The 24,015-nt window shown below is 74.2% G+C and carries 26 protein-coding genes; 10 read left to right on the forward strand and 16 right to left on the reverse strand.

Annotated features, from left to right (window positions below; translation table 11 throughout):
• Positions 1-137: 137 nt before the first annotated feature.
• The gene (gene folP / locus ACIO9K_RS35545) at positions 138-950 is read right to left on the reverse strand and encodes a dihydropteroate synthase (protein WP_363586766.1); all 813 of its coding nucleotides are present in this window, start codon (positions 948-950) and stop codon (positions 138-140) included.
• Between the two features lie 178 nt (positions 951-1,128).
• On the opposite strand from folP, the gene ACIO9K_RS35550 reads away from it, so the two are divergent.
• Together ACIO9K_RS35550 and ACIO9K_RS35555 are read left to right on the forward strand one after the other, a co-directional pair.
• Positions 1,129-1,569, forward strand: a complete 441-nt coding sequence (locus tag ACIO9K_RS35550) for a DivIVA domain-containing protein (protein ID WP_363586755.1) — start codon at positions 1,129-1,131, stop codon at positions 1,567-1,569.
• On the forward strand, positions 1,566-2,159 hold the full coding sequence (locus ACIO9K_RS35555) for a DNA-3-methyladenine glycosylase I (RefSeq protein WP_363621455.1): 594 nt from the start codon (positions 1,566-1,568) through the stop codon (positions 2,157-2,159). Before ACIO9K_RS35550 ends, ACIO9K_RS35555 begins: the two co-directional genes overlap by 4 nt.
• Positions 2,160-2,184: 25 nt before the next feature.
• Here the strand turns inward: ACIO9K_RS35555 and ACIO9K_RS35560 are convergent, their stop codons facing one another.
• Positions 2,185-2,985: an enoyl-CoA hydratase-related protein gene (locus tag ACIO9K_RS35560; RefSeq protein WP_400335957.1), complete on the reverse strand. Its 801-nt coding sequence runs from the start codon at positions 2,983-2,985 to the stop codon at positions 2,185-2,187.
• Positions 2,986-3,281: 296 nt separating this feature from the next.
• Here ACIO9K_RS35560 and ACIO9K_RS35565 point away from each other — a divergent pair, with 296 nt between their 5' ends.
• A complete protein-coding gene (locus tag ACIO9K_RS35565) occupies positions 3,282-3,449 on the forward strand; it encodes a DUF3117 domain-containing protein (protein WP_014137929.1) in 168 nt (55 codons plus the stop codon).
• 180 nt (positions 3,450-3,629) lie between these two features.
• On the opposite strand, the gene ACIO9K_RS35570 is transcribed toward ACIO9K_RS35565, so the two are convergent.
• Positions 3,630-4,238 (reverse strand): class I SAM-dependent methyltransferase, encoded by a 609-nt coding sequence (locus ACIO9K_RS35570; protein WP_350879900.1) that lies wholly within the window; start codon positions 4,236-4,238, stop codon positions 3,630-3,632.
• A gap of 312 nt (positions 4,239-4,550) precedes the next feature.
• Here ACIO9K_RS35570 and sigE point away from each other — a divergent pair, with 312 nt between their 5' ends.
• From sigE to ACIO9K_RS35590, 4 genes are all read left to right on the forward strand, one after another.
• Positions 4,551-5,279: an RNA polymerase sigma factor SigE gene (gene sigE / locus ACIO9K_RS35575; RefSeq protein ID WP_371522687.1), complete on the forward strand. Its 729-nt coding sequence runs from the start codon at positions 4,551-4,553 to the stop codon at positions 5,277-5,279.
• Positions 5,276-6,304 (forward strand): zf-HC2 domain-containing protein, encoded by a 1,029-nt coding sequence (locus ACIO9K_RS35580; RefSeq protein ID WP_363586752.1) that lies wholly within the window; start codon positions 5,276-5,278, stop codon positions 6,302-6,304. The genes sigE and ACIO9K_RS35580 overlap by 4 nt, the downstream gene beginning before the upstream one ends.
• A 180-nt stretch (positions 6,305-6,484) precedes the next feature.
• Positions 6,485-6,922 carry a sec-independent translocase gene (locus tag ACIO9K_RS35585; RefSeq protein ID WP_363621459.1) on the forward strand — a complete coding sequence of 146 codons (438 nt, stop codon included), beginning with the start codon at positions 6,485-6,487 and terminating at the stop codon, positions 6,920-6,922.
• 222 nt (positions 6,923-7,144) lie between these two features.
• A complete protein-coding gene (locus ACIO9K_RS35590; RefSeq protein ID WP_063347930.1) occupies positions 7,145-7,822 on the forward strand; it encodes a hypothetical protein in 678 nt (225 codons plus the stop codon).
• Positions 7,823-7,900: 78 nt separating this feature from the next.
• On the opposite strand, the gene ACIO9K_RS35595 is transcribed toward ACIO9K_RS35590, so the two are convergent.
• From ACIO9K_RS35595 to ACIO9K_RS35610, 4 genes are all read right to left on the reverse strand, one after another.
• Positions 7,901-9,061: an Mrp/NBP35 family ATP-binding protein gene (locus ACIO9K_RS35595; RefSeq protein WP_363621460.1), complete on the reverse strand. Its 1,161-nt coding sequence runs from the start codon at positions 9,059-9,061 to the stop codon at positions 7,901-7,903.
• Positions 9,062-9,117: 56 nt separating this feature from the next.
• Positions 9,118-9,690, reverse strand: coding sequence for a DUF1003 domain-containing protein (locus ACIO9K_RS35600; RefSeq protein WP_371522685.1), 573 nt, complete (start codon positions 9,688-9,690; stop codon positions 9,118-9,120).
• Positions 9,691-9,739: 49 nt separating this feature from the next.
• A complete protein-coding gene (locus ACIO9K_RS35605; RefSeq protein ID WP_363621462.1) occupies positions 9,740-11,035 on the reverse strand; it encodes a magnesium transporter MgtE N-terminal domain-containing protein in 1,296 nt (431 codons plus the stop codon).
• A gap of 129 nt (positions 11,036-11,164) precedes the next feature.
• On the reverse strand, positions 11,165-11,704 hold the full coding sequence (locus tag ACIO9K_RS35610; protein WP_400335960.1) for a hypothetical protein: 540 nt from the start codon (positions 11,702-11,704) through the stop codon (positions 11,165-11,167).
• A 160-nt stretch (positions 11,705-11,864) separates the two neighbouring features.
• On the opposite strand from ACIO9K_RS35610, the gene ACIO9K_RS35615 reads away from it, so the two are divergent.
• A complete protein-coding gene (locus ACIO9K_RS35615) occupies positions 11,865-12,893 on the forward strand; it encodes a DMT family transporter (RefSeq protein ID WP_400335963.1) in 1,029 nt (342 codons plus the stop codon).
• Here the strand turns inward: ACIO9K_RS35615 and corA are convergent.
• On the reverse strand, positions 12,838-13,959 hold the full coding sequence (gene corA / locus ACIO9K_RS35620) for a magnesium/cobalt transporter CorA (protein WP_400335966.1): 1,122 nt from the start codon (positions 13,957-13,959) through the stop codon (positions 12,838-12,840). The genes ACIO9K_RS35615 and corA overlap by 56 nt on opposite strands.
• 426 nt (positions 13,960-14,385) lie before the next feature.
• Here corA and ACIO9K_RS35625 point away from each other — a divergent pair, with 426 nt between their 5' ends.
• A complete protein-coding gene (locus ACIO9K_RS35625; protein ID WP_363586745.1) occupies positions 14,386-15,027 on the forward strand; it encodes a suppressor of fused domain protein in 642 nt (213 codons plus the stop codon).
• Between the two features lie 74 nt (positions 15,028-15,101).
• Here the strand turns inward: ACIO9K_RS35625 and ACIO9K_RS35630 are convergent, their stop codons facing one another.
• From ACIO9K_RS35630 to ACIO9K_RS35650, 5 genes are all read right to left on the reverse strand, one after another.
• On the reverse strand, positions 15,102-15,962 hold the full coding sequence (locus tag ACIO9K_RS35630; protein ID WP_363586744.1) for a PHP domain-containing protein: 861 nt from the start codon (positions 15,960-15,962) through the stop codon (positions 15,102-15,104).
• 71 nt (positions 15,963-16,033) lie between these two features.
• Positions 16,034-16,672, reverse strand: coding sequence for a DUF6758 family protein (locus tag ACIO9K_RS35635; protein ID WP_363586743.1), 639 nt, complete (start codon positions 16,670-16,672; stop codon positions 16,034-16,036).
• Between the two features lie 310 nt (positions 16,673-16,982).
• Positions 16,983-17,141, reverse strand: a complete 159-nt coding sequence (locus ACIO9K_RS35640; RefSeq protein ID WP_159398440.1) for a hypothetical protein — start codon at positions 17,139-17,141, stop codon at positions 16,983-16,985.
• A gap of 369 nt (positions 17,142-17,510) precedes the next feature.
• On the reverse strand, positions 17,511-18,386 hold the full coding sequence (locus ACIO9K_RS35645; RefSeq protein ID WP_363621466.1) for an alpha/beta fold hydrolase: 876 nt from the start codon (positions 18,384-18,386) through the stop codon (positions 17,511-17,513).
• 177 nt (positions 18,387-18,563) lie between these two features.
• Complete coding sequence (locus ACIO9K_RS35650) at positions 18,564-20,525, reverse strand: DEAD/DEAH box helicase (protein ID WP_363621468.1); 1,962 nt, start codon at positions 20,523-20,525, stop codon at positions 18,564-18,566.
• A 706-nt stretch (positions 20,526-21,231) separates the two neighbouring features.
• Here ACIO9K_RS35650 and ACIO9K_RS35655 point away from each other — a divergent pair.
• Entirely contained in the window at positions 21,232-21,960 is a 729-nt protein-coding gene (locus tag ACIO9K_RS35655; protein ID WP_063347921.1) for a ferritin-like fold-containing protein, read from the forward strand.
• A 32-nt stretch (positions 21,961-21,992) separates the two neighbouring features.
• Here the strand turns inward: ACIO9K_RS35655 and ACIO9K_RS35660 are convergent, their stop codons facing one another.
• The 3 genes from ACIO9K_RS35660 to ACIO9K_RS35670 form a co-directional block, all read right to left on the reverse strand.
• Positions 21,993-22,316 carry a hypothetical protein gene (locus tag ACIO9K_RS35660; protein ID WP_363586741.1) on the reverse strand — a complete coding sequence of 108 codons (324 nt, stop codon included), beginning with the start codon at positions 22,314-22,316 and terminating at the stop codon, positions 21,993-21,995.
• Positions 22,317-22,450: 134 nt separating this feature from the next.
• Positions 22,451-22,678: a DUF3107 domain-containing protein gene (locus ACIO9K_RS35665; RefSeq protein ID WP_063347919.1), complete on the reverse strand. Its 228-nt coding sequence runs from the start codon at positions 22,676-22,678 to the stop codon at positions 22,451-22,453.
• Positions 22,679-22,819: 141 nt separating this feature from the next.
• A complete protein-coding gene (locus ACIO9K_RS35670; protein ID WP_363586740.1) occupies positions 22,820-23,470 on the reverse strand; it encodes a TetR/AcrR family transcriptional regulator in 651 nt (216 codons plus the stop codon).
• Between the last annotated feature and the right edge of the window lie 545 nt (positions 23,471-24,015).

Raw genomic sequence — 24,015 nt, forward strand, 5'->3', positions numbered from 1 at the left:
GGTCCGATATCCGCTCACTCGCAGGCGCCTTGACCTGCCCCACCCTCGCCACACCACAACCAACGAGACACCGACCACAAAGTCACCGGCATTGGATCTAGGCCGGACAGGCCTGGGCCCCCGGCCCTCCGGGCCGCCTACGCCAGCCCCCGGCGGGCGACCGCCGGGGGGCGGGTGCCCCGGATCGAGGCGACCATGTCCAGCACCTGGCGGGTCTCCGCGACCTGGTGGACCCGGTAGACCTGCGCGCCCAGCCAGGCCGAGACCGCGGTGGTGGCCAGGGTGCCGAGCAGCCGCTCGTTCACCGGCCGGTCCAGCGTCTCGCCGACGAAGTCCTTGTTGGACAGCGAGACCAGCACCGGGAAGCCGGTCGCGGTCATCTCCGGCAGCCGCCGGGTGGCCTCCAGCGAGTGCCGGGTGTTCTTGCCGAAGTCGTGCCCCGGGTCGATGATCACCGCGTCCCGCCGCACACCCAGCCCCACCGCCCGCTCGGCCAGCCCGACGGTCACCCGCAGGATGTCCGCCATCACGTCCTGGTAGCCGATCCGGTGCGGCCGGGTGCGCGGCTCGGCGCCGCCCGCGTGCGTGCAGACCAGCCCGACGTCGTGGCGCGCGGCCACCTCGGCGAGCTTCGGGTCCACCCCGCCCCAGGCGTCGTTCAGCAGGTCGGCGCCCACCTCGCAGACCGCCTCGCCGACCTCGTGCCGCCAGGTGTCGACGCTGATCACGGCCTCCGGGTGGCGCTTGCGCAGCTCGGCCACGAAGGGCACGGTGCGCCGCAGCTCCTCCTCCACCGTGACCTCGTCACCGGGCCCGGCCTTCACCCCGCCGATGTCCAGGATCGCCGCTCCCTCGGCCATCGCGCGGTCGGCGGCGGCGAACGCGGCCTCGTCCGCGAAGGTCGCCCCCCTGTCGAAGAACGAGTCCGGCGTCCGGTTGACGATCGCCATGATCACCAGCTCGTCGTCACCGAATTCCCGCGGTCCCAGGCGCAGTGCCACCGATGTCTCCTCCACAGCTGCTGCGGGTGCGATGATGGCCCCCGGCCTCACAGGGACCATGCTGTCATGATCAGTTTGGTCGGGGGCACTTCGCAGCAGGCCGGCCGGGAGTTCGGGAGGACAGCTCGTGTTCTGGGTGATCGTGGTCGCCATGGCCGTGGTGGTCGGCGGCGCCGCGCTGGTGGCGCTCGGCGGGGGCGGCTCGATGCCGGAGGCGGTGCAGGACCGCATCGCCGCCCGGCTGCCGCAGGACCGTCCGCTGAGCAAGGCGGACGTGGACGACCTGCGGCTGCCGATGGCCGTCCGCGGCTACCGGATGGACGAGGTCGACGACGTCCTGGACCGCCTCGGCGCCGAACTCGCCTACCGCGACTCGCGGATCGCCGAACTGGAGGCCGCCGGGCACCTGCGCGGCGCGGTCGAGGCGACCGACGGCCCGGACGCCGGCGCCGAACCGCTGCCCGGCCTGGAGGAGTTCGCGAAGGTGGTCGAACCGGCCGTCGCGCTCACCAAGGAGCGGCCCGAGCAGGAGCGGCCCGAGGACGCGAAGCCGGTGAACGACCGGTGACCGCTCCCGCCGAGGGCGCGGTGCTCGGCGCGGACGGCCTGCGCCGCTGCGCCTGGGGCGAGTCGACCGACGACTACCGCGCCTACCACGACACCGAGTGGGGCCGTCCGGTGCACGGCGACGACGCCCTGTTCGAGCGGGTCTGCCTGGAGGCGTTCCAGTCCGGGCTGTCCTGGCTGACCATCCTGCGCCGCCGGGAGGGCTTCCGGTCCGCGTTCGCCGGCTTCGGGATCGCCGCGGTCGCCGAGTTCGGCGAGGCGGACGTGGAGCGGCTGCTCGCCGACACCGGCATCATCCGCAACCGGGCCAAGATCGAGGCCGCCATCGCCAACGCCCGGGTCGCCCGCGACCTGGACGGCGGGCTGGACGCGCTGATCTGGCGGTTCGCCGGAGCCCCGGACCGGCCGGCCCCCCGCACGATGGGGGAGGTGCCGGCCGTCACGCCCGAGTCGACCGCGCTCGCGAAGGCCCTGAAGAAGGAGGGCTTCCGCTTCGTCGGCCCGACCACCGCCTACGCCCTGATGCAGGCCTGCGGCCTGGTCGACGACCACCTGGCGGACTGCCACGTCCGCACCGCGCGCCCGGTGTGATCCGAAGAGGGCCGCTGGGCGCGCCCTAGCGGCCCAGGTAGGTCGGCTTCTCCTTGGCGATGAAGGCGCGGACCGCGATCCGGTGGTCCTCGCTCTCGCCGGCCAGGGTCTGCAGCTCGTCCTCCTTGTCGAGCAGTTCGTCCAGCGAGTGCGAGGCGCCGTACGCCAGCGACTCCTTGATGGCGCCGTAGGCCACCGTGGGGCCCGCGGCCAGCTCCCGGGCGAAGGCCCGCGCGGTGGTGGCGAGCTCCCCGGCCGGCACCACCCTGGTGGCCAGGCCCAGCTCCAGCGCCTCGGCGGCCTTGACCGTCCGGGGCAGCATCAGCAGCTCGGTGGCCCTGGCGTGCCCGACCAGCCGGGGCAGCGTCCAGGAGGCGCCCGAGTCGGCGGTCAGGCCGATCCCGGCGAAGGCGGTGTTGAAGCCGGCCCGGTCGGAGAGGACCCGGAAGTCGCAGGCGAAGGCAAGCGAGGCGCCCGCGCCGGCCGCCACCCCGCCGACCGCGGCGACGGTCGGCTTGCGCATCCCGGCCAGCGCCCGCACCAGCGGGTTGTAGTGCTCGGCGACGGTGCCCAGCGGGCTCTGGCCGGTCTCCTCGGCCCGCTTCAGCGCCGTCAGGTGCTCGTTCAGGTCCTGCCCGACGCAGAACGCGCGCTCGCCGGCCCCGGTCAGCAGCACCGCCCGCACCGCCGGGTCCGCGGCCGCGGCGGCCACGGTGTCCCGCAGCGCGACCTTGGTCGCGACGTCCAGGGCGTTCATCGCCTCCGGGCGGTTGATGGTGATGACGGCCAGGCCGCCGTCCAGCTCGTACAGCACGGAATCGGACATGGGCGAGGGCTCCCTGTGGTCGGCTCGGTGTCGGTCGTGTGCCAGGATGCCGGAGCGGACGGCCGGGTGGGGAGTGTGAGGTATCGCACCTTTCGACGGCCCGCGCGCCGCCGCCACGCCGGGGCTTATGACGGCAATTGCGGCGCTTGGGGGCGGTCCGGCCGATGTTGCACCGAGAGTGATGTTGGTCATCAGCCCGTGGCATGCGGGATAATGGCTTCCGATCAATGCGTTCGATACCGGCGGTGGACGGACTGCCGGTGCGTAGCTGAGCGGTTGCAGGAAGGGGAACGAGCATGGCGGCCATGAAGCCGCGGACGGGTGACGGCCCGCTCGAAGTCACCAAAGAGGGACGGGGCATCATCATGCGCGTTCCGCTCGAAGGCGGCGGACGCCTTGTGGTGGAGCTCACACCTGACGAGGCCGACGCCCTCGGCGAGGCCCTGAAGAAGGCCTGCGGCTGACCGCAGCGGGTGCTCGTCATCTCCTGGAGATGTGCTGCCGGGCCCGGGTACGACGTCATGTCGGCCCGGGCCCCGCGGCGTTTGGGGCCCTGCGCGTCAGGTGCCCGGTGGCCGCCGTCCGGGGCGGCGGGGCCGCCGCCTGACGGTCCGGCTGCCTGACGGCCCTGCCGCTCGACGGTCCTACCGCTTGATGGCGCAGAGCAGCCCGTCCGAGACCGGCAGCAGCGCCGGCAGCAGCGCCTCGCTCTCCCGGACGTCCCGGACCAGGTCGCGCACCGCGCCCGTCTGGGGGTCCTGCAGCTCCGGCTCGGCCAGCCGGCCCTCCTGGAACACCCCCTCGAAGCAGACCATCCCGCCCGGCCGCAGCAGCCGCATCGCCTCCAGCAGGTACTCCCTGGACTCGGCCGGGTCGCCGTCGCAGAACACCAGGTCGTACTGGCCGTCGGCGAGCCGGGGCAGCACCTCCAGCGCCCGGCCCGGTATGAACCGCGAGCGGTTGGCCGCGAATCCGGCCGCGTGGTACGCCTCGCGGGCCAGTTGCTGGCGCACCGGCTCGGAGTCCACCGTGGTGAGCACGCCGTCCGGCCGCATGCCGCGCAGCAGGTAGACCCCGGAGACGCCCGTCCCGGTGCCGATCTCGGCCACCGCCTTGGCGTCCAGTGCCGCGGCCAGCAGCCGCAGGCACGCCCCGCCGCTGGGCCCGATCGCCCGTATCCCGGTGCGCGCGGACTGCGCCCGGGCGTAGGTCAGCACCGCGTCCTCGCCGACGTAGGTGTCGGCGAGGGCCACACGCGCGGGCCCGAACTCGCTGATGGCTGCCTCTTTCGGAGCCCCGGGTTACGGCCCGGTGCCGAGGGAAGTCGATATTTCCTGGCACAGATTACTGGCCGACCGGGAACCGCGTACGGCGGCGGGCCGTTGTCACGAAGGACCGGGTACGGGAGACCTCCCGGGCACTTTTATCCGGGCTTGACGGGTGAGGTGGATATGGTGGTGGCCCTGCTGGGCAGAAGAGCCGACCGAGGAGGTGTGGCCGAGGGCGACGTCCCCGTGCGGCGGCACTCCCGCGGCACCGCGTCGGCCCGTACGCCGAAGCCCGTGATGAACCAGCCTGCGCACTCCGACCTGGACCAGCCCGCCGCCGCGACGCCGGCCGCCGGTACCACCGAGGCCCCCGCCCTCGCGACCTTCACCGAGGGCCCCGACGCGCAGACCTGGACTCCGCCCTCCTGGGAGGAGATCGTCGAGGCGCACAGCGCCCGGGTCTACCGCCTCGCGTACCGCCTGACGGGCAACCAGCACGACGCCGAGGACCTCACCCAGGAGGTCTTCGTCCGGGTGTTCCGTTCGCTGTCCACCTACACCCCCGGCACGTTCGAGGGCTGGCTGCACCGGATCACCACCAACCTGTTCCTGGACATGGTCCGCCGCCGCCAGCGCATCCGCTTCGACGCGCTCGGCGAGGACGCGGCCGAGCGGCTCGCCTCCCGCGAGCCCAGCCCGGCCCAGCACTTCAGCGACACCCACTTCGACGCCGACGTGCAGCACGCCCTGGACACCCTCGCCCCGGAGTTCCGCGCCGCCGTGGTGCTCTGCGACATCGAGGGACTGTCCTACGAGGAGATCGCCGCCACGCTGGGCGTCAAGCTCGGCACCGTCCGCAGCCGCATCCACCGCGGCCGCTCGCACCTGCGCGCCGCGCTCAAGCACCGTGCCCCCGGCTCGGCCCCCGGGCGCGAGCGCCGCGGCGGCTCGGAGGAGCCGGTGCCGGTCGGCGCCGCCGTCGAGGGCGCGCTCGCGCCGGGTGCGCGCGGACGGAGGCGATCGTGAGCGGAACCGGCCGGTCCGGGCCGGGCCAGCCGGATCCGTCCGGCCGGTCCGCGGCCAGGCGGGGCTGGGCCCTGCCCGGCCGCCGCGGCGGCGACGAACCGGGCGAGCCCGTCCTGCCCGCGCTGCCGCTGCCGGGCGAGACGGCGCTGCGCGCGGTGCCGGTGCGCCCCGCCGAGCCGGCCGCCGAGGAGCACCACCTCGGTGAGCGCCTCTCCGCGTTCCTGGACGGCGAACTCGGCCACGACTCGCGCGATCGCGTCCAGGCCCACCTGGCGACCTGCCCGCAGTGCCTCGCCGAGGTCGACGCGGGCCGGGCCGTCAAGCACCTGCTGACCCGCACCGGCACCCCCGGCCCGTCCTCCGGCCTGATGGCCCGGCTGATGGCCGTCGGCGGCCTGCCCGAGGACGATCCGGCGGACGCCGACTGGCCCGTCCGCCGCGGCAGCCGCGGTGACGACGACGACCTGCCCGGCGGCGGGGTCGCGGCCGGCGGCACGCTCGGCGGCAGCCGGCTCACCGGCGGCTCCTTCGGCCGCGGCGCAGGCGCCTCCTTCGGCGCGGGCGCGCTCGGCGCCGACACCCCGGTGCCCGGGGTCGACCCGCGGGCGTTCGGGCGCGGCGGCGCGGTGCTGCGGCCCCTGATGGGCCGGCGCAACGGCCGCCCCGAGGCCGCGGCCCGCCCCGAGAGCACCGTCCGGCCCCGCCCGGCCGCCGCCGTACGCTCCGCCGCGCCGCGCGGGCGCCGCTTCGTCTTCGCCGCCGCGGGCGCCTTCTCGGTCGCCGCGGTCACGCTCGGCGGGGTCGGCGGCCTCAGCGCGCAGAGCGAGGACCAGCACGGCAACCCGGTCAGCACGGTCGGCAACAGCGGCGGCACGGGCCGCAGCGGGGGCCTGGTCCCGATGACCGCGCAGATCCCGGTGGACTTCCCGGCCCACCCCGTCGCCGCGACCCGCGACGCGACGCCGCCGCCGGCCTCGGAGCGCAACTCGGGCGGCCTGCCCGCACTGCGCCAGCAGACCCGCTAGGCCCTGTCCGTACCTAGAGCCGCTAGGCCCTGTCCGTACCTAGAGCGCCGCTCGCGCCCCGGTCGCGACGATCTCGGCCATCGGCAGGTCTTTACCACGGCTTCATCGCAGCGTGGACCATGGACCCGCCGATGGCCATTACCCTGTAGGGACCGTCGTCCGACGAGCTAGGGAGCTTAGGTGTTCAGCGATGTAGGCGGGCTGGAGATCCTGACCCTGGCCGTGATGGCGATCATCATCTTCGGCCCCGACAAGCTGCCGAAGCTGATCCAGGACACCATGGGCTTCATCCGGAAGGTCCGTTCCTTCGCCGACAACGCGAAGGAGGACATCCGCAGCGAGCTGGGCCCCGAGTTCAAGGACTTCGAGTTCGAGGACCTGAACCCCAAGACCTTCGTCCGCAAGCAGCTCATGGGCGGCGAAGAGGACCCGTTGGGCCTCAAGGAGATGAAGGACTCGCTCGACATCCGCTCGGTCCTGGACGACAAGCCGGCGGCGCCGGTGAACGGCCGCAGCGGCAGCGTCAGCTTCGAGAAGGCCGCCGCCCCGGTGGCGGCCTCCACCGGGGCGCCGTTGCAGCCCGGCGAGCGGCCCCCGTTCGACCCCGACGCGACCTGACCGGCCCCCGGTCACACCCCGTACGACCACGCCACCGCCCCGCCCGGCCGCCCGGCTGAGCGGGGCGGCGGCGTGTGCGCCGCTATTGTGCTGATTGTTCCCGCTGAGCCGTCCGTCACATTCCGCGCTGTCGCGGACCAGGAACGGCTCCCGGGAACGCCGCGGTACGCCACGATGGGAGCGCGCCACGGCAGGCAAACGTGTGTTTGAGGAGGCCCGGGGATGGACGCGACGAGTCAGGCGGTGGGGACGACGGCCACGGCCGGCGGCCCGGTGGTCGGCGGGCAGGCCGGCCCGGCGGACCCGCTGGTGCCCTACCTGTCCGCCGACTTCCCCTGGTACGGCCTGGACGACGGCTGGACCGGCCGCCGCTACCTGATGCAGGCCGGCGCCGGAGGCCCCCGGGCCGGGGCGCCCGGCAGCGTCGATTACGGCAGCCTCGGCCACGGCGAGGAGCCGGCCAGGCAGTACGAGCCGCGCGACATGCGCAGGTTCGCGGTCGTGGTCACGGTGGCCCGCCGGGACAGCCGCCGCAGCGCCGACAACACCGGCACCCTGGAGGCGACCTCCGCCTCCTCCGCCGCCTGGCTGGCCGGCTCGGGCCTGCTCGCCTCGACCTGGCCCGGCCAGCTCGACCGCGCGCTGCGCCAGGACTGGCTGGACCAGCAGAGCACCCTCGCGTGGGACCTCGCCGACGACCTGGCCGGCCCCGGCTGGTCCACCCTCAGCCTCCCGGTGAACGGCCTGCCGCAGCCCTTCCGCTACCGCGAGTCCGAGTACGGTTGGGTGCTCGCCGGCGAGGCCCCGGGCGTCCTGCTCGGCGCCTACGGCCGCGGCGTCAGCGCCTACGGAGCCGGCTTCGCCACCGCCCCCGACCTGACCGCCTACACCCGCCCGTAGGGCGCGAGGGCGCGGCGACGCCGAGTACGCCGAAGGGGCCGGGTGGTCGAACCACCCGGCCCCTTCGGCGACGCGTCGTCAGAACTTGTTCTTCGGGGTCAGCCCGAGGGAGAGCCCGGAGAGGCCGCGCTGGCGGCCGCCGAGCTTGCCGGCGACGGCGCGCAGGGCGGCGCCGGCCGGGGAGTCGGGGGCGGCGAGCACGACCGGGCGGCCGTCGTCGCCGCCCTCGCGCAGGCGCACGTCGATCGGGATCGAGCCGAGCACCGGGACGGTCGCGCCGACGGTGCGGGTGAGCGCGTCCGCGACGGTCTGGCCGCCGCCGGTGCCGAAGACGTCGATCATCTCGTCGCAGTGCGGGCACGGCATGCCGGACATGTTCTCGATCACGCCGACGATCTTCTGGTGGGTCTGCACCGCGATGGTGCCGGCCCGCTCGGCCACCTCGGCGGCGGCCATCTGCGGGGTGGTGACGATCAGGATCTCCGCGTTGGGGACCAGCTGGGCCACCGAGATCGCGATGTCACCGGTGCCGGGCGGCAGGTCCAGCAGCAGGACGTCCAGGTCGCCCCAGTAGACGTCGGCGAGGAACTGCTGGAGCGCGCGGTGCAGCATCGGGCCGCGCCAGACCACCGGGGCGTTGCCCGGGGTGAACATGCCGATCGAGATGACCTTCACGCCGTGCGACTGCGGCGGCATGATCATGTCCTGGACCTGGGTGGGCCGGCCCTCGACGCCGAGCATGCGGGGCACGCTGTGGCCGTAGATGTCGGCGTCCACGACGGCGACCTTCAGGCCGTCGGCGGCCATCGCGGCGGCCAGGTTGACCGTGACCGAGGACTTGCCGACGCCGCCCTTGCCGGAGGCGACGGCGTAGACCCGGGTCAGCGTGCCCGGCTTGGCGAACGGGATCTCCCGCTCGGGGGCGCCGCCGCGCAGCAGCTGGGAGAGCTCCTTGCGCTGCTCGTCGCTCATCACGTCGAGCTCGACCTCGACGCCGGTCACACCGGGCACGCGGCCGACCGCTTCGCGGACCCGGGTGACGATGGTGTCGCGCATCGGGCAGCCGGAGACGGTCAGGTAGACCGCGACGCGCACCACGCCGCCCTCGGCGATCTCGACCGATTTCACCATGCCGATCTCGGTGATCGGGCGGTTGATCTCCGGGTCGTTGACGGTCGCCAGCGCCTGGCGTACGGACTCCTCCGTGACGCCGGCCGCGACCTCTGTCTCGTTGGCCATGCCTTGATGGTACGGCGCTCGGGGGATCCCCCAACCCGACGGTGGCGTGCCGCCGGTCACAGCGTCTCGGAGGGCTCCCGGCGTTCCTCGATCTCCTTGAGCAGGGACTGGAGTTCGGAGCGGATGAAGTCCCGGGTGGCGACCTCGCCGAGCCCGTGCCGCAGTGCCGCGACCTCGCGGGTCAGGTACTCGGTGTCCGCGATGTTGCGGTCGCTGCGGGCCCGGTCCTGCTCCATGTTGACCCGGTCCCGGTTGTCCTGGCGGTTCTGCGCGAGCAGGATCAGCGGGGCCGCGTAGGAGGCCTGGAGCGACAGCACCAGGGTGAGGAAGATGAAGGGGTAGCTGTCGAAGCGCACGTTCTCCGGCAGCAGGGTGTTCCAGGCCACCCAGATGATGATCACCACCGTCATCCAGACGATGAAGCGGCCGGTGCCCAGGAAGCGCGCGATCCGTTCGGAGAGCTTGCCGAACGCCTCCGGGTCGTAGGCGGGCAGCGAGATCAGCCCGGGCCGGGCGGTGCGGGGCTGGTCGAGCCGGGTGCGGGCCGGGCCGGCCACGGAGATCTCGGCGCGCCGCTCCCGGCCGCCCTCCCGGCCGCGCAGTTCGCGCAGCTGGCGCAGTTCCCGCAGTTCGCTCTGGAGGCGTTGGCGGGGGGACTCGTCCCGCCGCCCCTTGCGGTCAGCGTCCACCGTGCACCTCTTCCCTCGTGCCGTCCGTGTCGTCGTGGCCGTGCAGGACGGACTCGCGCCAGTCCTCCGGCAGCAGGTGGTCGAGCACGTCGTCGACGGTCACCGCGCCGAGCAGGTGGTCGGCCTCGTCGACGACCGGCGCGGACACCAGGTTGTAGGTCGCCAGGTAGCTGGTGATCAGCGACAGCGGGGTGTCCGGCGGCAGCGGGTCCAGGTCGTCGTCGACCAGCGAGCCGACCAGCACGTACGGCGGCTCGCGCAGCAGCCGCTGGAAGTGCACGGTGCCCAGGTACTTGCCGGTCGGGGTCTCGTTCGGCGGTCGGCAGACGTACACCTGCGCGGCGAGCGCGGGCTTGTGGTCGGAGACCCGGATGCGGGCGAGCGCCTCGGCCACGGTCGCGTCCGGCTCCAGCACGACCGGCTCGGTGGTCATCAGACCGCCGGCGGTGTTCTCCTCGTACGACAGCAGGCGGCGGACGGGCTCGGCCTCGTCCGGCTCCATCAGCTGGAGCAGCCGCTCGGCCTCGTCGGCGGGCAGTTCGGAGAGCAGGTCGGCGGCGTCGTCCGGGTCCATCGCCTCCAGGATGTCGGCGGCGCGTTCGTCCTTGAGCTTGCCGATGATCTCGACCTGGTCGTCCTCGGGCAGCTCCTCCAGGACGTCGGCGAGCCGCTCGTCGTCGAGCGCGGCGGCCACCTCGGCGCGGCGCTTGGCGGACAGGTGGTGCATGACGCTGGCGAGGTCGGCGGCGCGCAGCTGGTCGAAGGTGGCGAGCAGGTTGGCGGCGCCCTGGTCCTGCTCGGGCAGCGTGAAGCCGGTGACGTCCTGCCAGTCCAGGGTGAGCCGCTCGCCCTTGCCCTTGCGCAGCCGGCCGGCCCGGCCGATCTGGACGAAGACCTTGCTGATCTCCCACTCGCGCATCCGGGTCTGCACCATCCCGACGTCCAGCACGGTGACGTTCTCACCGGTCTTGGACCAGGTGACGGTGCGGTCCAGCAGTTCGGCGAGCACCAGGGTCTCGGACGGGCGCTGCTCGAAGCGTCGCAGGTTGATCACGCCGGTGGCGAGCACCTGGCCGGACTCCAGGCTGGTCACCCGGGTCATCGGCAGGAAGATCCGGCGCCGGCCGACCACCTCGACCACCAGGCCCAGGACCCGCGGCGGGCGGCCGCTCAGCCGCAGCGAGACGACGACGTCACGGACCCGGCCGACCTGGTCGCCGTTCGGGTCGAAGACGGCGAGGGCGGAGAGGTGGGAGATGAAGACCCGGGTGCCTGGCCCTGCCATGAACTCCCTCGACTCGTTCGATGCCGTGCCGGGTACGCCGGGGCGCACCTGCGGGCAAGGCTACCCGCGTGTCGCGAGCCCGGCCCGACGAGGCACGGTACACAGCCGAGGAGTCCCGGGCGTGAATCTTTAGCGGCGCTTGAACAGCAGTTTGGGCAGGCCGGCCGGGACGGGGCGGCGGGTGGTGGCCGCGGTGGGCATCGGCCGGGCGGCGTGCGAGACGTCCGGCATCGCGCCCGGACGCTCGGTCAGCGCACCGGCGGGCTCCAGGCGCAGCACGCGGCACTCGCGGGCCCAGCGGTCGGTGATGGTGTCGGTGTCGGGCGCGTTCAGCCGCTTGCCCTTGAGCTCCTCGACGGCGCCCAGCCAGGCCTCGCCGCCGGGGGCCAGCTCCGAGACCCGGGCGCTCCAGCCGGTCAGCCGGCCGCCCTTGTCCTTGCTGCGGACGGTCACCACCGCGCCGGATCCGGCGGTCAGGCCGTGCAGCGGCTGCTCGCCGCCCTCGCCGACCACCACCACGGCGCCGTCGTGCCAGGCGTGCCAGAGCGGGCGGGCCTGCTCCTGGCCGTCGGCGCGGACCCAGAGGAGGCCGGACTTCTTCGCGGCCTCCTCCAGCAGGGCCTGGTCGAGGAAGTCGTCGGCGGTCGCGGCGGCGGGCGTACGGTCCATGGCGCCCAGCGTACGACCTCCGCCGTCCACGAGTTGTCTCAGCCGTCGGGCGACAGTTCCATCGGATCGCCACGGGCCTTACCGTAGGAGCGCCCGGCCCCGGCCCGGTTCAGCCCGGTCCCCGCCTCGCCCCAGCCCACGTGACCAGCAGAGGAGCGCCGTGCCCGCCGCCCGGCCCGCGACCGCCCCCGCACCAGCCGCCACCGCCACCGCCACCGCCACCGCCACCGCCACCGCCACCGCCACCGAGCCGGCACACCCGCTCCCCACCGCCGACCTGCTACTGCTCGCCGTCTCCATCGCCGGCATCTCGTTGTCCGGCCCGCTGATCAGCGCCACCGCCGCGCCCGCGCTGGCGATCGCGTTCTGGCGCAACGTCATGTCGGTCGGCGTCCTCGGCCCGTACGCGCTGCTGCGCCACCGCGCCGAACTGCGCGGGATCGGCCGGCGGGCGCTGCTGCTCGCGATCGCGGCGGGCGCACTGCTCGCCGTGCACTTCGCGCTCTGGATGCCCAGCCTGCGGATGACCTCGGTGGCCTCGGCGACCGCCCTGGTCACCACCACCCCGCTGTGGACCATCCTGCTGATGCGCCTGCTCGGCGTCCGCGCCCCCCGGATGGTCTGGCTCGGCACGGGCGTGGCCTTCGCCGGCGTGCTGGTGCTGACCGGCGTCGACCTCTCGCTCTCCCCGCGCGCGCTGCTCGGCGACGCGCTCGCCCTCGGCGCGGGCCTGGCCGCCGCCGGGTACATGCTGCTGGGCGCTGAGGTCCGCAAGACCGTCAGCACCACCGCGTACACGCTGGTCTGCTACGCCACCACGGCGGCGGGCCTGCTGGCGATCTGCCTGGTCGCCGGGACGCCGCTGGCCGGCTGGCCGGCCGGGGTGTGGTGGCAGATCGTGCTGCTGATGGTCGCCGCCCAGTTGCTCGGCCACTCGCTGAGCAACCGCGTGGTGCGCACCCTCGGCCCGTCGATCACCTCCACGGCGATCCTGCTGGAGACCCCGGGCGCGGCCCTGATCGCCGCCCTCTGGCTCGGCCAGTGGCCCCCGGTGGCGGCGTATCCGGCGGTGGTGCTGATCCTGGTGGGCCTGGTCCTGGTCGCCCGTGGCGGCCGGCGGACGCCGCGGGCGGCTACAGCCAGCCGTTGCGGCGGAAGCCCCGGTACATCCCGACGCAGATCAGGATGATGGCGGTGAGCACCATCGGATAGCCGTACTTGTGGTGCAGCTCGGGCATGTACTCGAAGTTCATGCCGTACACGCCGGTGATCATGGTGGGCACGGCGAAGATCGCCGCCCAGGCGGTGATCTTGCGCATGTCCTCGTTCTGCGCCACCGAGACCTGCGCCAGATTGGCCTGGAGCAGCGAGTTCAGCAGTTCGTCGAAGCCGTGCACCTGCTCGGTGACCCGGGCCAGGTGGTCGGCGACGTCCCGGAAGTACTTCTGGATGTCCGGGTCGACGAGGCGCTGCAGCGGCTCGGACAGCTGCTGCATCGGGCGCAGCAGCGGCACCACGGCTCGCTTGAACTCCAGTACCTCGCGCTTGAGTTGGTACACCCGGCCGACGTCGGCGCTGCGCCCGCCCTTGGCCGAGAAGACGCCGTACTCGATCTCGTCCACGTCGTTCTGCAGCCGCTCGGAGACCAGCAGGTAGTTGTCCACGACGTGGTCGGCGATCGCGTGCAGCACCGCGGACGGGCCCTTGGCGAGCAGCCCGGACTCGTCCGCGTCGGCCTCCAGCCGGTGCCGCAGCTCCTGCAGCGAGCCGTGGCCGCCGTGCCGGACGGTGATCACGAAGTCCCGCCCGGCGAAGACCATCAACTCGCCGGTCTCCACCACCTCGCTGGTCGGGGTGAGCTGGTCGTGCTCGACGTAGCGGATGGTCTTGAAGACGGCGAACAGCACGTCGTCGTAGCGCTCGACCTTGGGCCGCTGGTGCGCGTGCACCGCGTCCTCGACCGCGAGCGGGTGCAGGCCGAAGCGCTGGGCGATGCCCTCGAACTCGGCCTCGGCCGGTTCGTGCAGCCCGATCCAGCTGAACGAGCCGTCCCCGTCCGGGAGTTGGTGCGCGGCCTTGATCCGGCGGGCGGCCTCGCGGGGGCTGCAGGTCTCGCCGTGGCGCTTGCCGTGCTGGTACACCGCGCAGTCGACGACCGCCGAGCCGGCGCCCGCCGGGACGGCGTCGTACGCGCCGGCCGCGGAACGGCGGCGGTTGGTGCGGACGGCGGCGCGCAGGCTGTTGATCATCGACATGGCAGGCTCCCTGGAACAGGAGCCGCCGCACAGCGGCGTCGGGGTCCCCCCGTCGGAAGGCGGGAGAGGAGCGGGCGGCCGTGGTGCGACGGCGAAGAACACCGGTGAAGGGGGGTGAGGGTGCTCTCCCGGCCGGTTCGTCCGCGTCCGGCCTGCCCGGGCTACCTCGGCTGGATCAGCCGGTTCAGCCTGCGTGGCGAGGGGTACGGGGAAGTCGGGGCCGGGTAGAGCTGCCGGTACTGCATGGTCGGCCGGTATCCACCGCAACCACCTCCTTCGTGCCGCCGCCCCGGGAACCTGAGGATTCCCGGTGGCCAGTCGCTCACCCTAACATCTGACCGACCATCGGCGCCCCGGGCTTTCCCGAGGCTTTGCCCGGGCCGCCCGCACACGGCCGGCCCGCCCCCGGGGGTTACGCTCACCGGCATGGCGCACGACTTCCCGCTCTTCGGCGAACCCCACGGCGGCAGCTCCCCGGCGCTCTCCCGGGAGGCGGTGCTGGCCGCCGTCGAGGCCCGGCTGATCACCACCTTCGGCGAGCCGAGCGGCCGCGCCGCGGTCACCTTCCTCGGCACCGACCGGATCGAGGTGCTGCGCTTCGGCCCGGACGCCGACGGCCTGGTCCGGTACGCGACGCTCGGCATGTCCGCCGCGCCGATGGCCGACCCGACCGCACCGGTGGCCGACCAACTGCGCGGCCCGCGCGCCGAACTGGTGCTGACCGTCCGCGGCGGGCGCGACAGCGTGCTGCGCAGCCTGGCCACCCTGGCCGCGACCCCGCAGGTCGAGGGACTGGTGGTGGCCCCCGGCGGCTCGCTGGACCTCGGCGCCCCGCTGTGGGACGGCGCGCCGTTCACCTCGGTGCTGGCCGCCGAGCCGGGCGGCCTGGTGCCGGACCTGGAGCTGGACGAGCCGGCCGACCCGGTCCGTTTCCTGCCGCTGCTGCCGATGACGCCCAACGAGGCCGGCTGGAAGCGGGTGCACGGCGCGGCCGCGCTCCAGGAGCGCTGGCTGGAGCAGGGCGCCGACCTGCGCGACCCGGACCGCCGCGGCGTCCGGCTGGACTGACCGGGGCTCAGGTCACGGGTCTCCCGTCCTGGCCGCGCGCTCCTACCGCGCCCCCGCACTCCGGCGCGCGGCCCTCAGCCGCCGATCGGCTTCGCGCCGGTGGCCTGCGCCAGCAGCGCCTCGTACACCGCGGGATCGGTGGTGTGCTCGCCGAGCCGGACGGTCTTGCGGCTGCCGTGGTAGTCGCTGGAGCCGGTGACCAGCAGTCCCAGCTCGTCGGCCAGGCCGCGCAGCCGCACCCTGGTCTCCTCGTCGTGGTCGGTGTGGTCGACCTCCAGCGCCGCCAGCCCGGCCGCCGCGAGGTCGGCGATCACCTGGTCCGGGACGGTCCGCCCGCGCTTGACCGCGCCGGGGTGGGCGAACACCGGCACCCCGCCGGCCGCCCGGACCAGCCGGACCGCCTCGATCGGGTCGGTCTCGTGCTTGCGGACGTCCGCCCGGGCGCCGTTGGCCAGCCACTCGGCGGTGAAGGCGTCCGACACGGTGGCCACGACGCCCGCCTCGACCAGCGCGCTGGCGATGTGCGGGCGACCGACCGAGCCGGTCCCGGCGATCCGCTGCACCTGCTCCCAGCTGATGTCCGCGCCGAGTTCGCGGCAGCGCTCGACGATCGCCCGCCCGCGCCGGAACCGGTCGGTGCGCACCAGCTCCCGCTCGCGCGCGAACTCCGGCTCGTCCGGGTCGAACAGGTACGCCAGCAGGTGCATGCTGACGCCGCCCACCACGCAGGACAGCTCGGCGCCCGGGACGACGGTCAGCCGGCTGCCGTCCGGCAGCGCGCGCACCGCCTCGGCGGCCTCGGCGTGGCCCGCGACGGTGTCGTGGTCGGTGAGCGCCACGACGTCGAGGCCCGCGGCCACGGCCGCCGCGACCAGTTCGGTCGGGCTGTCGGTGCCGTCGGAGGCGTTGCTGTGGGCGTGCAGGTCGATGCGCACGGGGCGGACTCCTGAGGGCTCGGGGTGCCGCCCAGGATAGGACAGGGCGCCGGGCCCCGGCCGGACAGGACCTATCCCAGCAGGCGGGGGGAGAGGGCCCCGCAGGGGAGCAGGTCCAGTTCGGCGCCGGCCTCGCGCAGGTCGGTGAGGACGAGTTCGTCGTACATCACCAGGGCGGACTGCTCGGGCCAGGCGACGGCCCAGAGCCAGAGGCCGCGGGCCTCGCCGACGAACACCGCGCGGTCGACCGGGGCGTCCGGGACGTGGAACATCGGGGTGGGCCGCCCGGCGGCCAGCAGTTTGGCGTCGGCGGGCTTGTAGAGGCCGACGGAGTCGCCCGGGTCGGGCCCGGGCATCCCGGCGTAGCGGGCGCCGAGGCCGACCCCCAGCTCCTCGGCGACGAGCACCAGCTCGCCGAAGCCGCCGAGCGGGGCCGGTCCGGAGCAGGCGACGGCGGTGGCCCGGGCGCCGGAGACGTCGTCGCCGACGTGGGCGATGCCGGTGTAGAGCCAGCCGACCGGGAGCGGCCAGGGCAGCCAGACGGGGACCTGCGAGCGGGCGACGGCGACGCCCAGGGCTTCGACGCTCGGTGGCAGCACGGGCTGCATCGGGTGCACCGCTCCGTGCCGGTCGCACTGCCAGGTGTCTGAGAACAGACCGGGGGCGCGGACCCGACCGGCGCACCTCGGGCAGCTTGGCTCGCCCCTCATAGGCGACAACGCTCCTCCCTCCGGACCGCCGCGTCAAGGACGATCACCCGTACGGAGGGCTCGGCGGCACCTGTCGGTGGCGGGGCCCGTTCGGCGCGGGTGGGGCGGCGCGGCACGGGCGGTTCCCGTTGGGGGATGTCCCGTGGCGGGCGGCGGCAAACGTCTACGGGCCCAGGGCCCGGACGCACTGACGCCCTGTCATCGGCGATCGCGGTGACAGGGCGTCAGTCGGGTATCGGAACGTCCGGATCGGACGCTCCCGGCTCGTCGGCGGCGGGTGAGGGCTCCCGGTCGGAGGCGCCGCGCGTGGTCAGACGGTCGGGCACGGGCGGATGAGCAGGCGCTCACCGGTGCGGGCGGCGGCCTGGACGAACTCGCGGACGGTCTCGGCGTCGGCTATCAGGCGGTCGGCGGCGGAGCCGTTGGCGTCGTCCAGTCGGACGATCTCGAAGCGCATGGTCTTCGTCATGGGCGTCTCCTCTTCTTGCCCCGTCGGTCGGGGCGATTGCGGCTGAGTGGGTACCAGCCCTTTCGGGGTCCTGCGGGTCCGGCGGTGCGGCCGGATCGTTCGGTTCGTACGTGCGGCGGTCTGCTGCGGCAAGGGCTCCCCCTGCTTGCCTGGTGCGGCTGGTGCCTCGTGAACCACGGTGACGTGGTGGTGCTTCCGGGCCGTTGCCCGACCGTGAAGTCCAGGTTTCGGCTGATTCGCGCCGACGCGGAGGCCGGCGATGATTCCCGGACAGAATCAAAGATTACCGTAACTAACGACTTTTGTCCTGTGTTGAGGACGGTCGAACTTCGAGAAGTGGTTCAGACCACTCTCCGGGACCGGTGCGGCTCAGGCCCAGAACGCGGCCAGCGCCTCGGCCGTGGCGGCCGGGCGTTCGGCGTTGGGGGAGTGGCCGGCGTCCTCGACGACCACCCGGCGGGCCCCCAGGCGCTCCGCCATCCCGGTCTGCTCCGGCACCGGCCAGGCGTAGTCCCGCACCCCGGACAGCACCAGCACCGGCAGGTCGGCGGTGGCGGCGGCCAGCTCCGCCACCCGGTCCGGCGCGGCGACCAGATGGCCACCGGTGACGCTCAGCGACAGCGGTACGTTGGCCAGCCAGCGACGGTGCAGGAACTCCGCGACGGCCGGCTCCGGGCGCTGCTTCTGGTCCCCGCTGCCCTCCTCCATCTGCCGCATGACCTGCCAGATCTCCTCCAGGCTCATGACCGGCAGCACGTCCAGCAGCAGCTGGGTACGGGCCGCCTCGGCCGGGTCGATCGCGCCCGGGCCGGTGGACATCAGGGTCAGCGAGCGCCACGGCGACGGGCCGTCCGCGGCCGCGGCCAGCACTGCCTCCCGGACCACCTGGCCGCCGAAGGAGTGCCCCAGCAGGTGCGGCGGGCCGTCGTCGGCGGCCACGGCCTCGGTGAGCGCCCGGACGTCCGCGCCCAGCGCCTCGACGGCGTACGCGGCCGGGTCGTCCGGGCCGCCGGTCTCGAACTGGCCGCGCTGGTCGACGGCGGTCACCCGGTAGCCGGCCGCCGCCAGCGGCTCCAGCAGGGCGATGAAGTCCTCCTTGCTGCCGGTGAAGCCCGGCACCAGCAGCGCCGAGCCGCGCACCGGCCCGTCCGGCTCGGCCCGCAGCGCGGCGAACCCGCCGCGGCTGGTCGACAGCCGCAGCGCGCGGGCGCAGCGGGGAAGGGTGAGGAACGGCGGCGTGCTCATGGGCTGCTCTCCTGCGGGCGACTGGCCGGTGACCCCGACCCTATCCAGCCTGTGCCGGAACGCCGGAACGCCGGAACGCCGGAACGCCGGAACGCCGGAACGCCGGAACGCCGGAACGCCGGAGGGGGCGGGCCGGACCGCGAGGGGCCCGGCCCGCCCCCTCCGGGACGGGGTGCGTCAGCTCTCCGGGGTGGCCTCCGGCGCGGCGGCGGCCTTGCGGGCCCGGGTGCGCTTGCGCGGGGCCGGGACCTCGGTCGCGGCGTCGGCGGCCGCAGCCTCCGGAGCCGCCGGGGCGGTCGCGGCCTCGGCCTTGGGCTTGCGGGTGCGCGTCCGGGTGGCGGGCTTCTCCGCGACGGCGGCCTCGACGGCCGGGGCCTCGGCGACGGCCTCGACGGCCTCCGCCTTCGGCTTGCGGGTGCGCGTCCGGGTGGCCGGCTTCTTCGCGACGGCGGCCTCGACGGCTTCGGCGGCTTCGGCGGCCGGAGCCTCGGCCGGGGCCTCGACGGCCTCCGCCTTCGGCTTGCGGGCGGCGCGCGTCCGGGTGCGGGCGGCCGGCTTCTCCGCGACGGCGGCCTCGACGACGGCCTCGGCGGCGGCCACGACGGCCACCGCGGCCGGAGCCTCGGCGACCGGAGCCGCCACGGCCGCCTCGGTCACCGCGACGGCCTCGGCCACCACGGCGGCCTCGCCGGCGGCGGCGCCGCGCGAACGGCGGCGACGGCGGCGCGGGGCCGCCTCGCCCTCGGTGCCCTCGACGGCCGGGGCCGCGGGGGCCTCGACGACGGTCCCGGCCTCGCCCTCGGCGACCGCGGAGCCGCCCCGGGTGCGGCGGCGCTCACGGGTGCGGCGCGGCTTCTCCTCGGTCGCCACGGCGGCCTCGGGGGCGCCGGTGCGGCCGGAGCCGCTGCGCGGGCCCTTGGCCCGGGCGGTGCGCGCACCGCGCCCGCCGGTCTCGCCGAGGTCCTCGACCTCCTCCGCGCCGAGCCCGGCCCGGGTCCGCTCCGAACGCGGCAGCACACCCTTGGTGCCCGGCGCGATCTTCAGCAGCTCGTACAGGTGCGGCGAGGTGGAGTAGGTCTCCTCCGGGTCGTTGAAGGTCAGCTCCAGCGCCTTGTTGATCAGCTGCCAGCGCGGGATGTCGTCCCAGTCGACCAGGGTGACGGCGGTGCCCGAGGCGCCGGCCCGGCCGGTGCGGCCGATCCGGTGCAGGTAGGTCTTCTCGTCCTCGGGGCACTGGTAGTTGACCACGTGCGTGACGCCCTCGACGTCGATGCCGCGGGCGGCGACGTCGGTGCAGACCAGCACGTCGACCTTGCCGTTGCGGAACGCGCGCAGCGCCTGCTCGCGGGCGCCCTGGCCGAGGTCGCCGTGGACGGCGCCGGCCGCGAAGCCGCGCTGGGTCAGCTGGTCGGCGACGTCGGCGGCGGTGCGCTTGGTGCGGCAGAAGATCATCGCCAGCCCGCGGCCGTCGGCCTGGAGGATGCGCGAGACGAGCTCGACCTTGTCCAGCGAGTGCGCGCGGAAGATGTGCTGCTCGATGTTGGCGACGGTGGTGCCGGTGTCGTCCGGGGCGGCGGCCCGGATGTGGGTGGGCTGGCTCATGTACCGGCGGGCGAGGCTGATGACCTGACCCGGCATGGTGGCCGAGAACAGCAGGGTCTGCCGCTTGGCCGGCAGCATGGTGATGATCTTCTCGACGTCCGGCAGGAAGCCGAGGTCGAGCATCTCGTCGGCCTCGTCCAGGACCAGCGAGCGGACCTTGGACAGGTTCAGCTTCTTCTGCCCGGCCAGGTCCAGCAGGCGGCCCGGGGTGCCGACCACGATGTCGACGCCCTTGGCGAGCGCCTCGACCTGCGGCTCGTACGCGCGGCCGCCGTAGACGGCCAGGACGCGCACGTCGCGGACCTTGCCGGCGGTCTGCAGGTCGTTGGTGACCTGGGTGCAGAGCTCACGCGTCGGGACGACGATGAGCGCCTGCGGGCCGTCGGAGAGCTGCTCCTCGGTCGCCCGGCCGGCGTCCACGTCGGCGCGCACGACGCACCGCTCGATCAGCGGGAGGCCGAAGCCGAGGGTCTTGCCGGTGCCGGTCTTGGCCTGGCCGATGACGTCGTGGCCGGTCAGCGCGACCGGGAGGGTCATCTCCTGGATGGGGAAGGGGTGGACGATGCCGACGGACTCGAGCGCCTCGGCGGTCTCCGGGAGGATTCCCAGATCCCGGAACGTCGTCTTGATGGGTTCAGCGGTGGTGGACAGGGTGCTGCCTCTTCCGTGTGAAAGGGGCCGAGAGCGAGCGGCGGGCGGGCAGCCGCACGGCTGCGTACGGGCCTGGCGGCCCTGATGCAGCTGAGCGGACGCACAACCGCGCCGGTCCCTGCGGCCGGCCGGTGCGCGCTGCCCTGTGCGGGGCGCGTCGCCGGCGGCGTCGGGGAGGATTCCCATGAGGGACCTGCGCGGGACCTTCGCCAGGGGGCGCGGTCTCGGCGGCCCTCGCTCGGCCACTGATGCGGTGCCAAGGCTTGAAGTCCAAGCCATGGTCGGAGCCGATCGGCTCTCCGACCGGGCATCCGCGTACGTGAGTACCCGTGGCTCCGGTGCGGACACGTCCGGATGGACGGTGCCGCTTCGGAGCGGGCTTGCGCGGGACACCGAGACGGCGGTGACACCGTGCGAACACGACGGGGCTCCGTACCACCATACAGTCAGGCGACGACTCGAACACGTGACGCGTCTGACATTGCCCCTCCCGACCCGGGCCGGAAGGGGTGTTCCGGCCGGTCACCCGGGCGACCGGCCGACGGCCGGCCAGGGTGGGTCCCCCGGGCCGGCGGGACTAAGGTGGCGGGTCATGGAGACCCATGGTGAGACGCAGGACGCCGCGGCCGGCTCGATCGGGGACTGGGCCGCGTGCTCGGCCGACCCCGGCTACCGGGCGGCGGTGCTGGACCTGCTCGGCGCACTCGCCTACGGCGAGCTGAGCGCCTTCGAGCGGCTCGCCGAGGACGCCAAGCTGGCGCCGGACCTCGCCGACAAGGCGGCCCTGGCCCGGATGGCCTCCGCCGAGTTCCAGCACTACCAGCGCCTGCACGACCGGCTCGCCGAGATCGGCGCCGACCCGCAGGAGGCGATGCGCCCGTTCGTCGAGCCGCTGGAGCTGTTCCACCGGATGACCGCGCCCTCGGACTGGCTGGAGGGCCTGGTCAAGGCCTACGTCGGCGACGCCATCGCGACCGACTTCTACCGCGAGGTCGCCGTCCGGCTCGACGACGACACCCGCGACCTGGTGCTCGGCGTCATGTCCGACACCGGGCACGCCCAGTTCGCGGTGGACAAGGTGCGCCAGGCCATCGAGGCCGACCCGCGCTCCGGCGGCCGGCTCGCGCTGTGGGGCCGGCGGCTGATGGGCGAGGCGCTCAGCCAGGCCCAGCGGGTGGTCGCCGAGCGGGACGCGCTGTCCAACCTGCTGGTCGGCGGCGTCCAGGTGCAGGGCTTCGACCTGGTCGAGGTCGGCAAGATGTTCAACCGGATCACCGAGGCGCACACCCGGCGGATGGCCGCCCTGGGCCTGGCCAGCTAGGGCCTGCCCGGCCCGGGCGTCCGGCCCGGGCGTCAGGCCGGCCGGTGGCGCCGGGTGCGGTGGACACCGGCCCGGTGCGGGTGGTGCCGGTGCGCCGGGGCCCGCCCGGCGGCGAGGTCCGGCCGGGCCAGCGTCGTGGTCAGCACCGCCGAGGCCAGCGCCGCTGCCGCGATCGACGCCGCCGGGTAGCGCCCGTCCAGGCAGAAGTGCGCCACCGTCCCGCCGAGTAGCGCCGCCGCCAGGGCGGTGCCCAGGGTCAGGGTGCGGGCCGCCCGGAAGTACGCGGGCCGCGCCAGCAGTGCGGCCAGGCCCGCGGCCAGGCCGACGAGGGCGAAGGCGATCGACTCGACCAGCAAAACTGCCTCCCGGGGACGGGCGCGCGGCGCCGACGGCCGCACTGTCGCCGTACCCCGGCCGACCCGGCCGTACACGCAACGGTGCCCCGCTCCCTGGGGGAGCGGGGCACCGGGTGAGCAGCTCGGACGACGCCTCAGGCGGTGCCGAAGCCGACCTTGCGGGCGGCCTGCTCGCCGATCTCCACGTACGCCAGGCGCTCGGCCGGGACGATGACGCGGCGGCCGTGCTCGTCGGTCAGCGCGAAGAGCTTCTCCGAACCCTCCAGCGCCTTGGCGATCGCGCTCTGGATCTCATCGGCACTCTGCGTGCTCTCGATCACGATCTCGCGCGGCGTGTTCTGCACGCCGATCTTGACCTCCACGGCTTCCGTCCCTCCGGGGTTGCAGCCTCCACGCGCGGACACCCCGACCGCCTGGGACAAGCGTTCGCGACGACCGCGCCGTACGGCTTCACCATAGAGCACGGGATCACCGCGGCGGCGAAGGTCGGTGGATCACCCCTGCTAGAGGGCCTCTCCGCCCTCCGAGGTGGGGTGCATCGGGAAGCCCTTCAGCCCGCGCCAGGCCAGGCTGGCGACCAGTCGCGCCGCCTCGTCGCGCGGGATGTCCAGGCCCTGCGACAGCCAGTACCGGGCGGTGATCTGGGCCAGGCCGCAGACCCCGGCGGCGAGCAGCTTGGACTCCGCCTCGGGCAGGTCGGTGTCCTCCTGGATCACCTTGCTGACCAGCGTCGCGCTCGCCTCGGAGGCCCGCTCGACCCGCTCGCGCACGGCCGGCTCGTTGGTCAGGTCCGACTCGAAGACCAGGCGGAACGCGCCGGACTCGCTGGAGACGTAGTTGAAGTACGCCTCCATCGTCGCGGCCACCCGGAGCTTGTTGTCGGTGGTCGTCGACAGTGCGTCGCGGGTCGACTCGACCAGGGCGTCGCAGTGCTTGTCCAGCAGCGCCAGGTACAGCTCCAGCTTCCCGGGGAAGTGCTGGTACAGCACCGGCTTGCTGACCCCGGCGCGGTCGGCGATGTCGTCCATGGCGGCCGCGTGGTAACCCTGCGCGACGAACACCTCCTGGGCGGCACCGAGCAGTTGTTCACGGCGGGCGCTTCGCGGCAGGCGGGCACCGCGCGGGCGCTCCTGCGCCTCCTGGATGGCCGTCACGGCGCTCCTCACTTCGGTTGTTCGGGGCTAGCAAGAGGGCCGATTCTACTTTTCGGTAACCGCTTCCGCGTTCGGCGGGAGTGAGAAAAGGACCTCGGCCTCCTTGTCAGGAGCCCACAATACGGCGCTGACCTCGGCGTCGGCAGGGGTGTGACAGGGGCCGGAACGGCCGTCCGGGCCGTCGGAATCCGAACCTCGTGACGCACCGCACCGGCGGCGTCACCGAGCGCGGAGCGCGGGCCGGCATCGTGGACCCGGGGCCCCTCGCGGCGGCGAACAAGGCCACTCCCATCGTCCGCCATGAGGGGGGAGGCCGGCGACCGGCGCCCGGCCGCCGGCACCGCCCGGTAACGGCCCGGTTCGGGGCGAGGTCACGCCCGTTCACTCGTTCAGGTGGCAACCAGGCATGTGACCGATGGATTGCCCGGGCCCGGTCCTACCTTTCTGCTGTCGGACCGAACAGGTGTGGGGGAGGCCGCGGACGCCGGGGAAATCCGGAGGGCGGCCGCACCCAGGGGGCCCGGCGGGTCGGGCCCGACCCGCCG

It is taken from the genome of Kitasatospora sp. NPDC087271, assembly GCF_044744605.1.
In the GTDB taxonomy this organism is placed as follows: Bacteria; Actinomycetota; Actinomycetes; order Streptomycetales; family Streptomycetaceae; genus Kitasatospora.

Coding starts and splice junctions, on each gene's coding strand:
- ACIO9K_RS35610 (WP_400335960.1), bottom strand. CDS start 11,704: ATGGACCGTACGCCCGCCGCCGCGACCGCCGACGACTTCCTCGACCAG.
- ACIO9K_RS35640 (WP_159398440.1), bottom strand. CDS start 17,141: ATGACGAAGACCATGCGCTTCGAGATCGTCCGACTGGACGACGCCAAC.
- folP (WP_363586766.1), bottom strand. CDS start 950: ATGGCGATCGTCAACCGGACGCCGGACTCGTTCTTCGACAGGGGGGCG.
- ACIO9K_RS35635 (WP_363586743.1), bottom strand. CDS start 16,672: ATGAGGGGCGAGCCAAGCTGCCCGAGGTGCGCCGGTCGGGTCCGCGCC.
- ACIO9K_RS35645 (WP_363621466.1), bottom strand. CDS start 18,386: ATGAGCACGCCGCCGTTCCTCACCCTTCCCCGCTGCGCCCGCGCGCTG.
- ACIO9K_RS35655 (WP_063347921.1), top strand. CDS start 21,232: ATGGAGACCCATGGTGAGACGCAGGACGCCGCGGCCGGCTCGATCGGG.
- ACIO9K_RS35605 (WP_363621462.1), bottom strand. CDS start 11,035: ATGGCAGGGCCAGGCACCCGGGTCTTCATCTCCCACCTCTCCGCCCTC.
- ACIO9K_RS35560 (WP_400335957.1), bottom strand. CDS start 2,985: ATGTCCGATTCCGTGCTGTACGAGCTGGACGGCGGCCTGGCCGTCATC.
- corA (WP_400335966.1), bottom strand. CDS start 13,959: ATGTCGATGATCAACAGCCTGCGCGCCGCCGTCCGCACCAACCGCCGC.
- sigE (WP_371522687.1), top strand. CDS start 4,551: ATGAACCAGCCTGCGCACTCCGACCTGGACCAGCCCGCCGCCGCGACG.
- ACIO9K_RS35590 (WP_063347930.1), top strand. CDS start 7,145: ATGGACGCGACGAGTCAGGCGGTGGGGACGACGGCCACGGCCGGCGGC.
- ACIO9K_RS35565 (WP_014137929.1), top strand. CDS start 3,282: ATGGCGGCCATGAAGCCGCGGACGGGTGACGGCCCGCTCGAAGTCACC.
- ACIO9K_RS35625 (WP_363586745.1), top strand. CDS start 14,386: ATGGCGCACGACTTCCCGCTCTTCGGCGAACCCCACGGCGGCAGCTCC.
- ACIO9K_RS35650 (WP_363621468.1), bottom strand. CDS start 20,525: ATGACCCTCCCGGTCGCGCTGACCGGCCACGACGTCATCGGCCAGGCC.
- ACIO9K_RS35595 (WP_363621460.1), bottom strand. CDS start 9,061: ATGGCCAACGAGACAGAGGTCGCGGCCGGCGTCACGGAGGAGTCCGTA.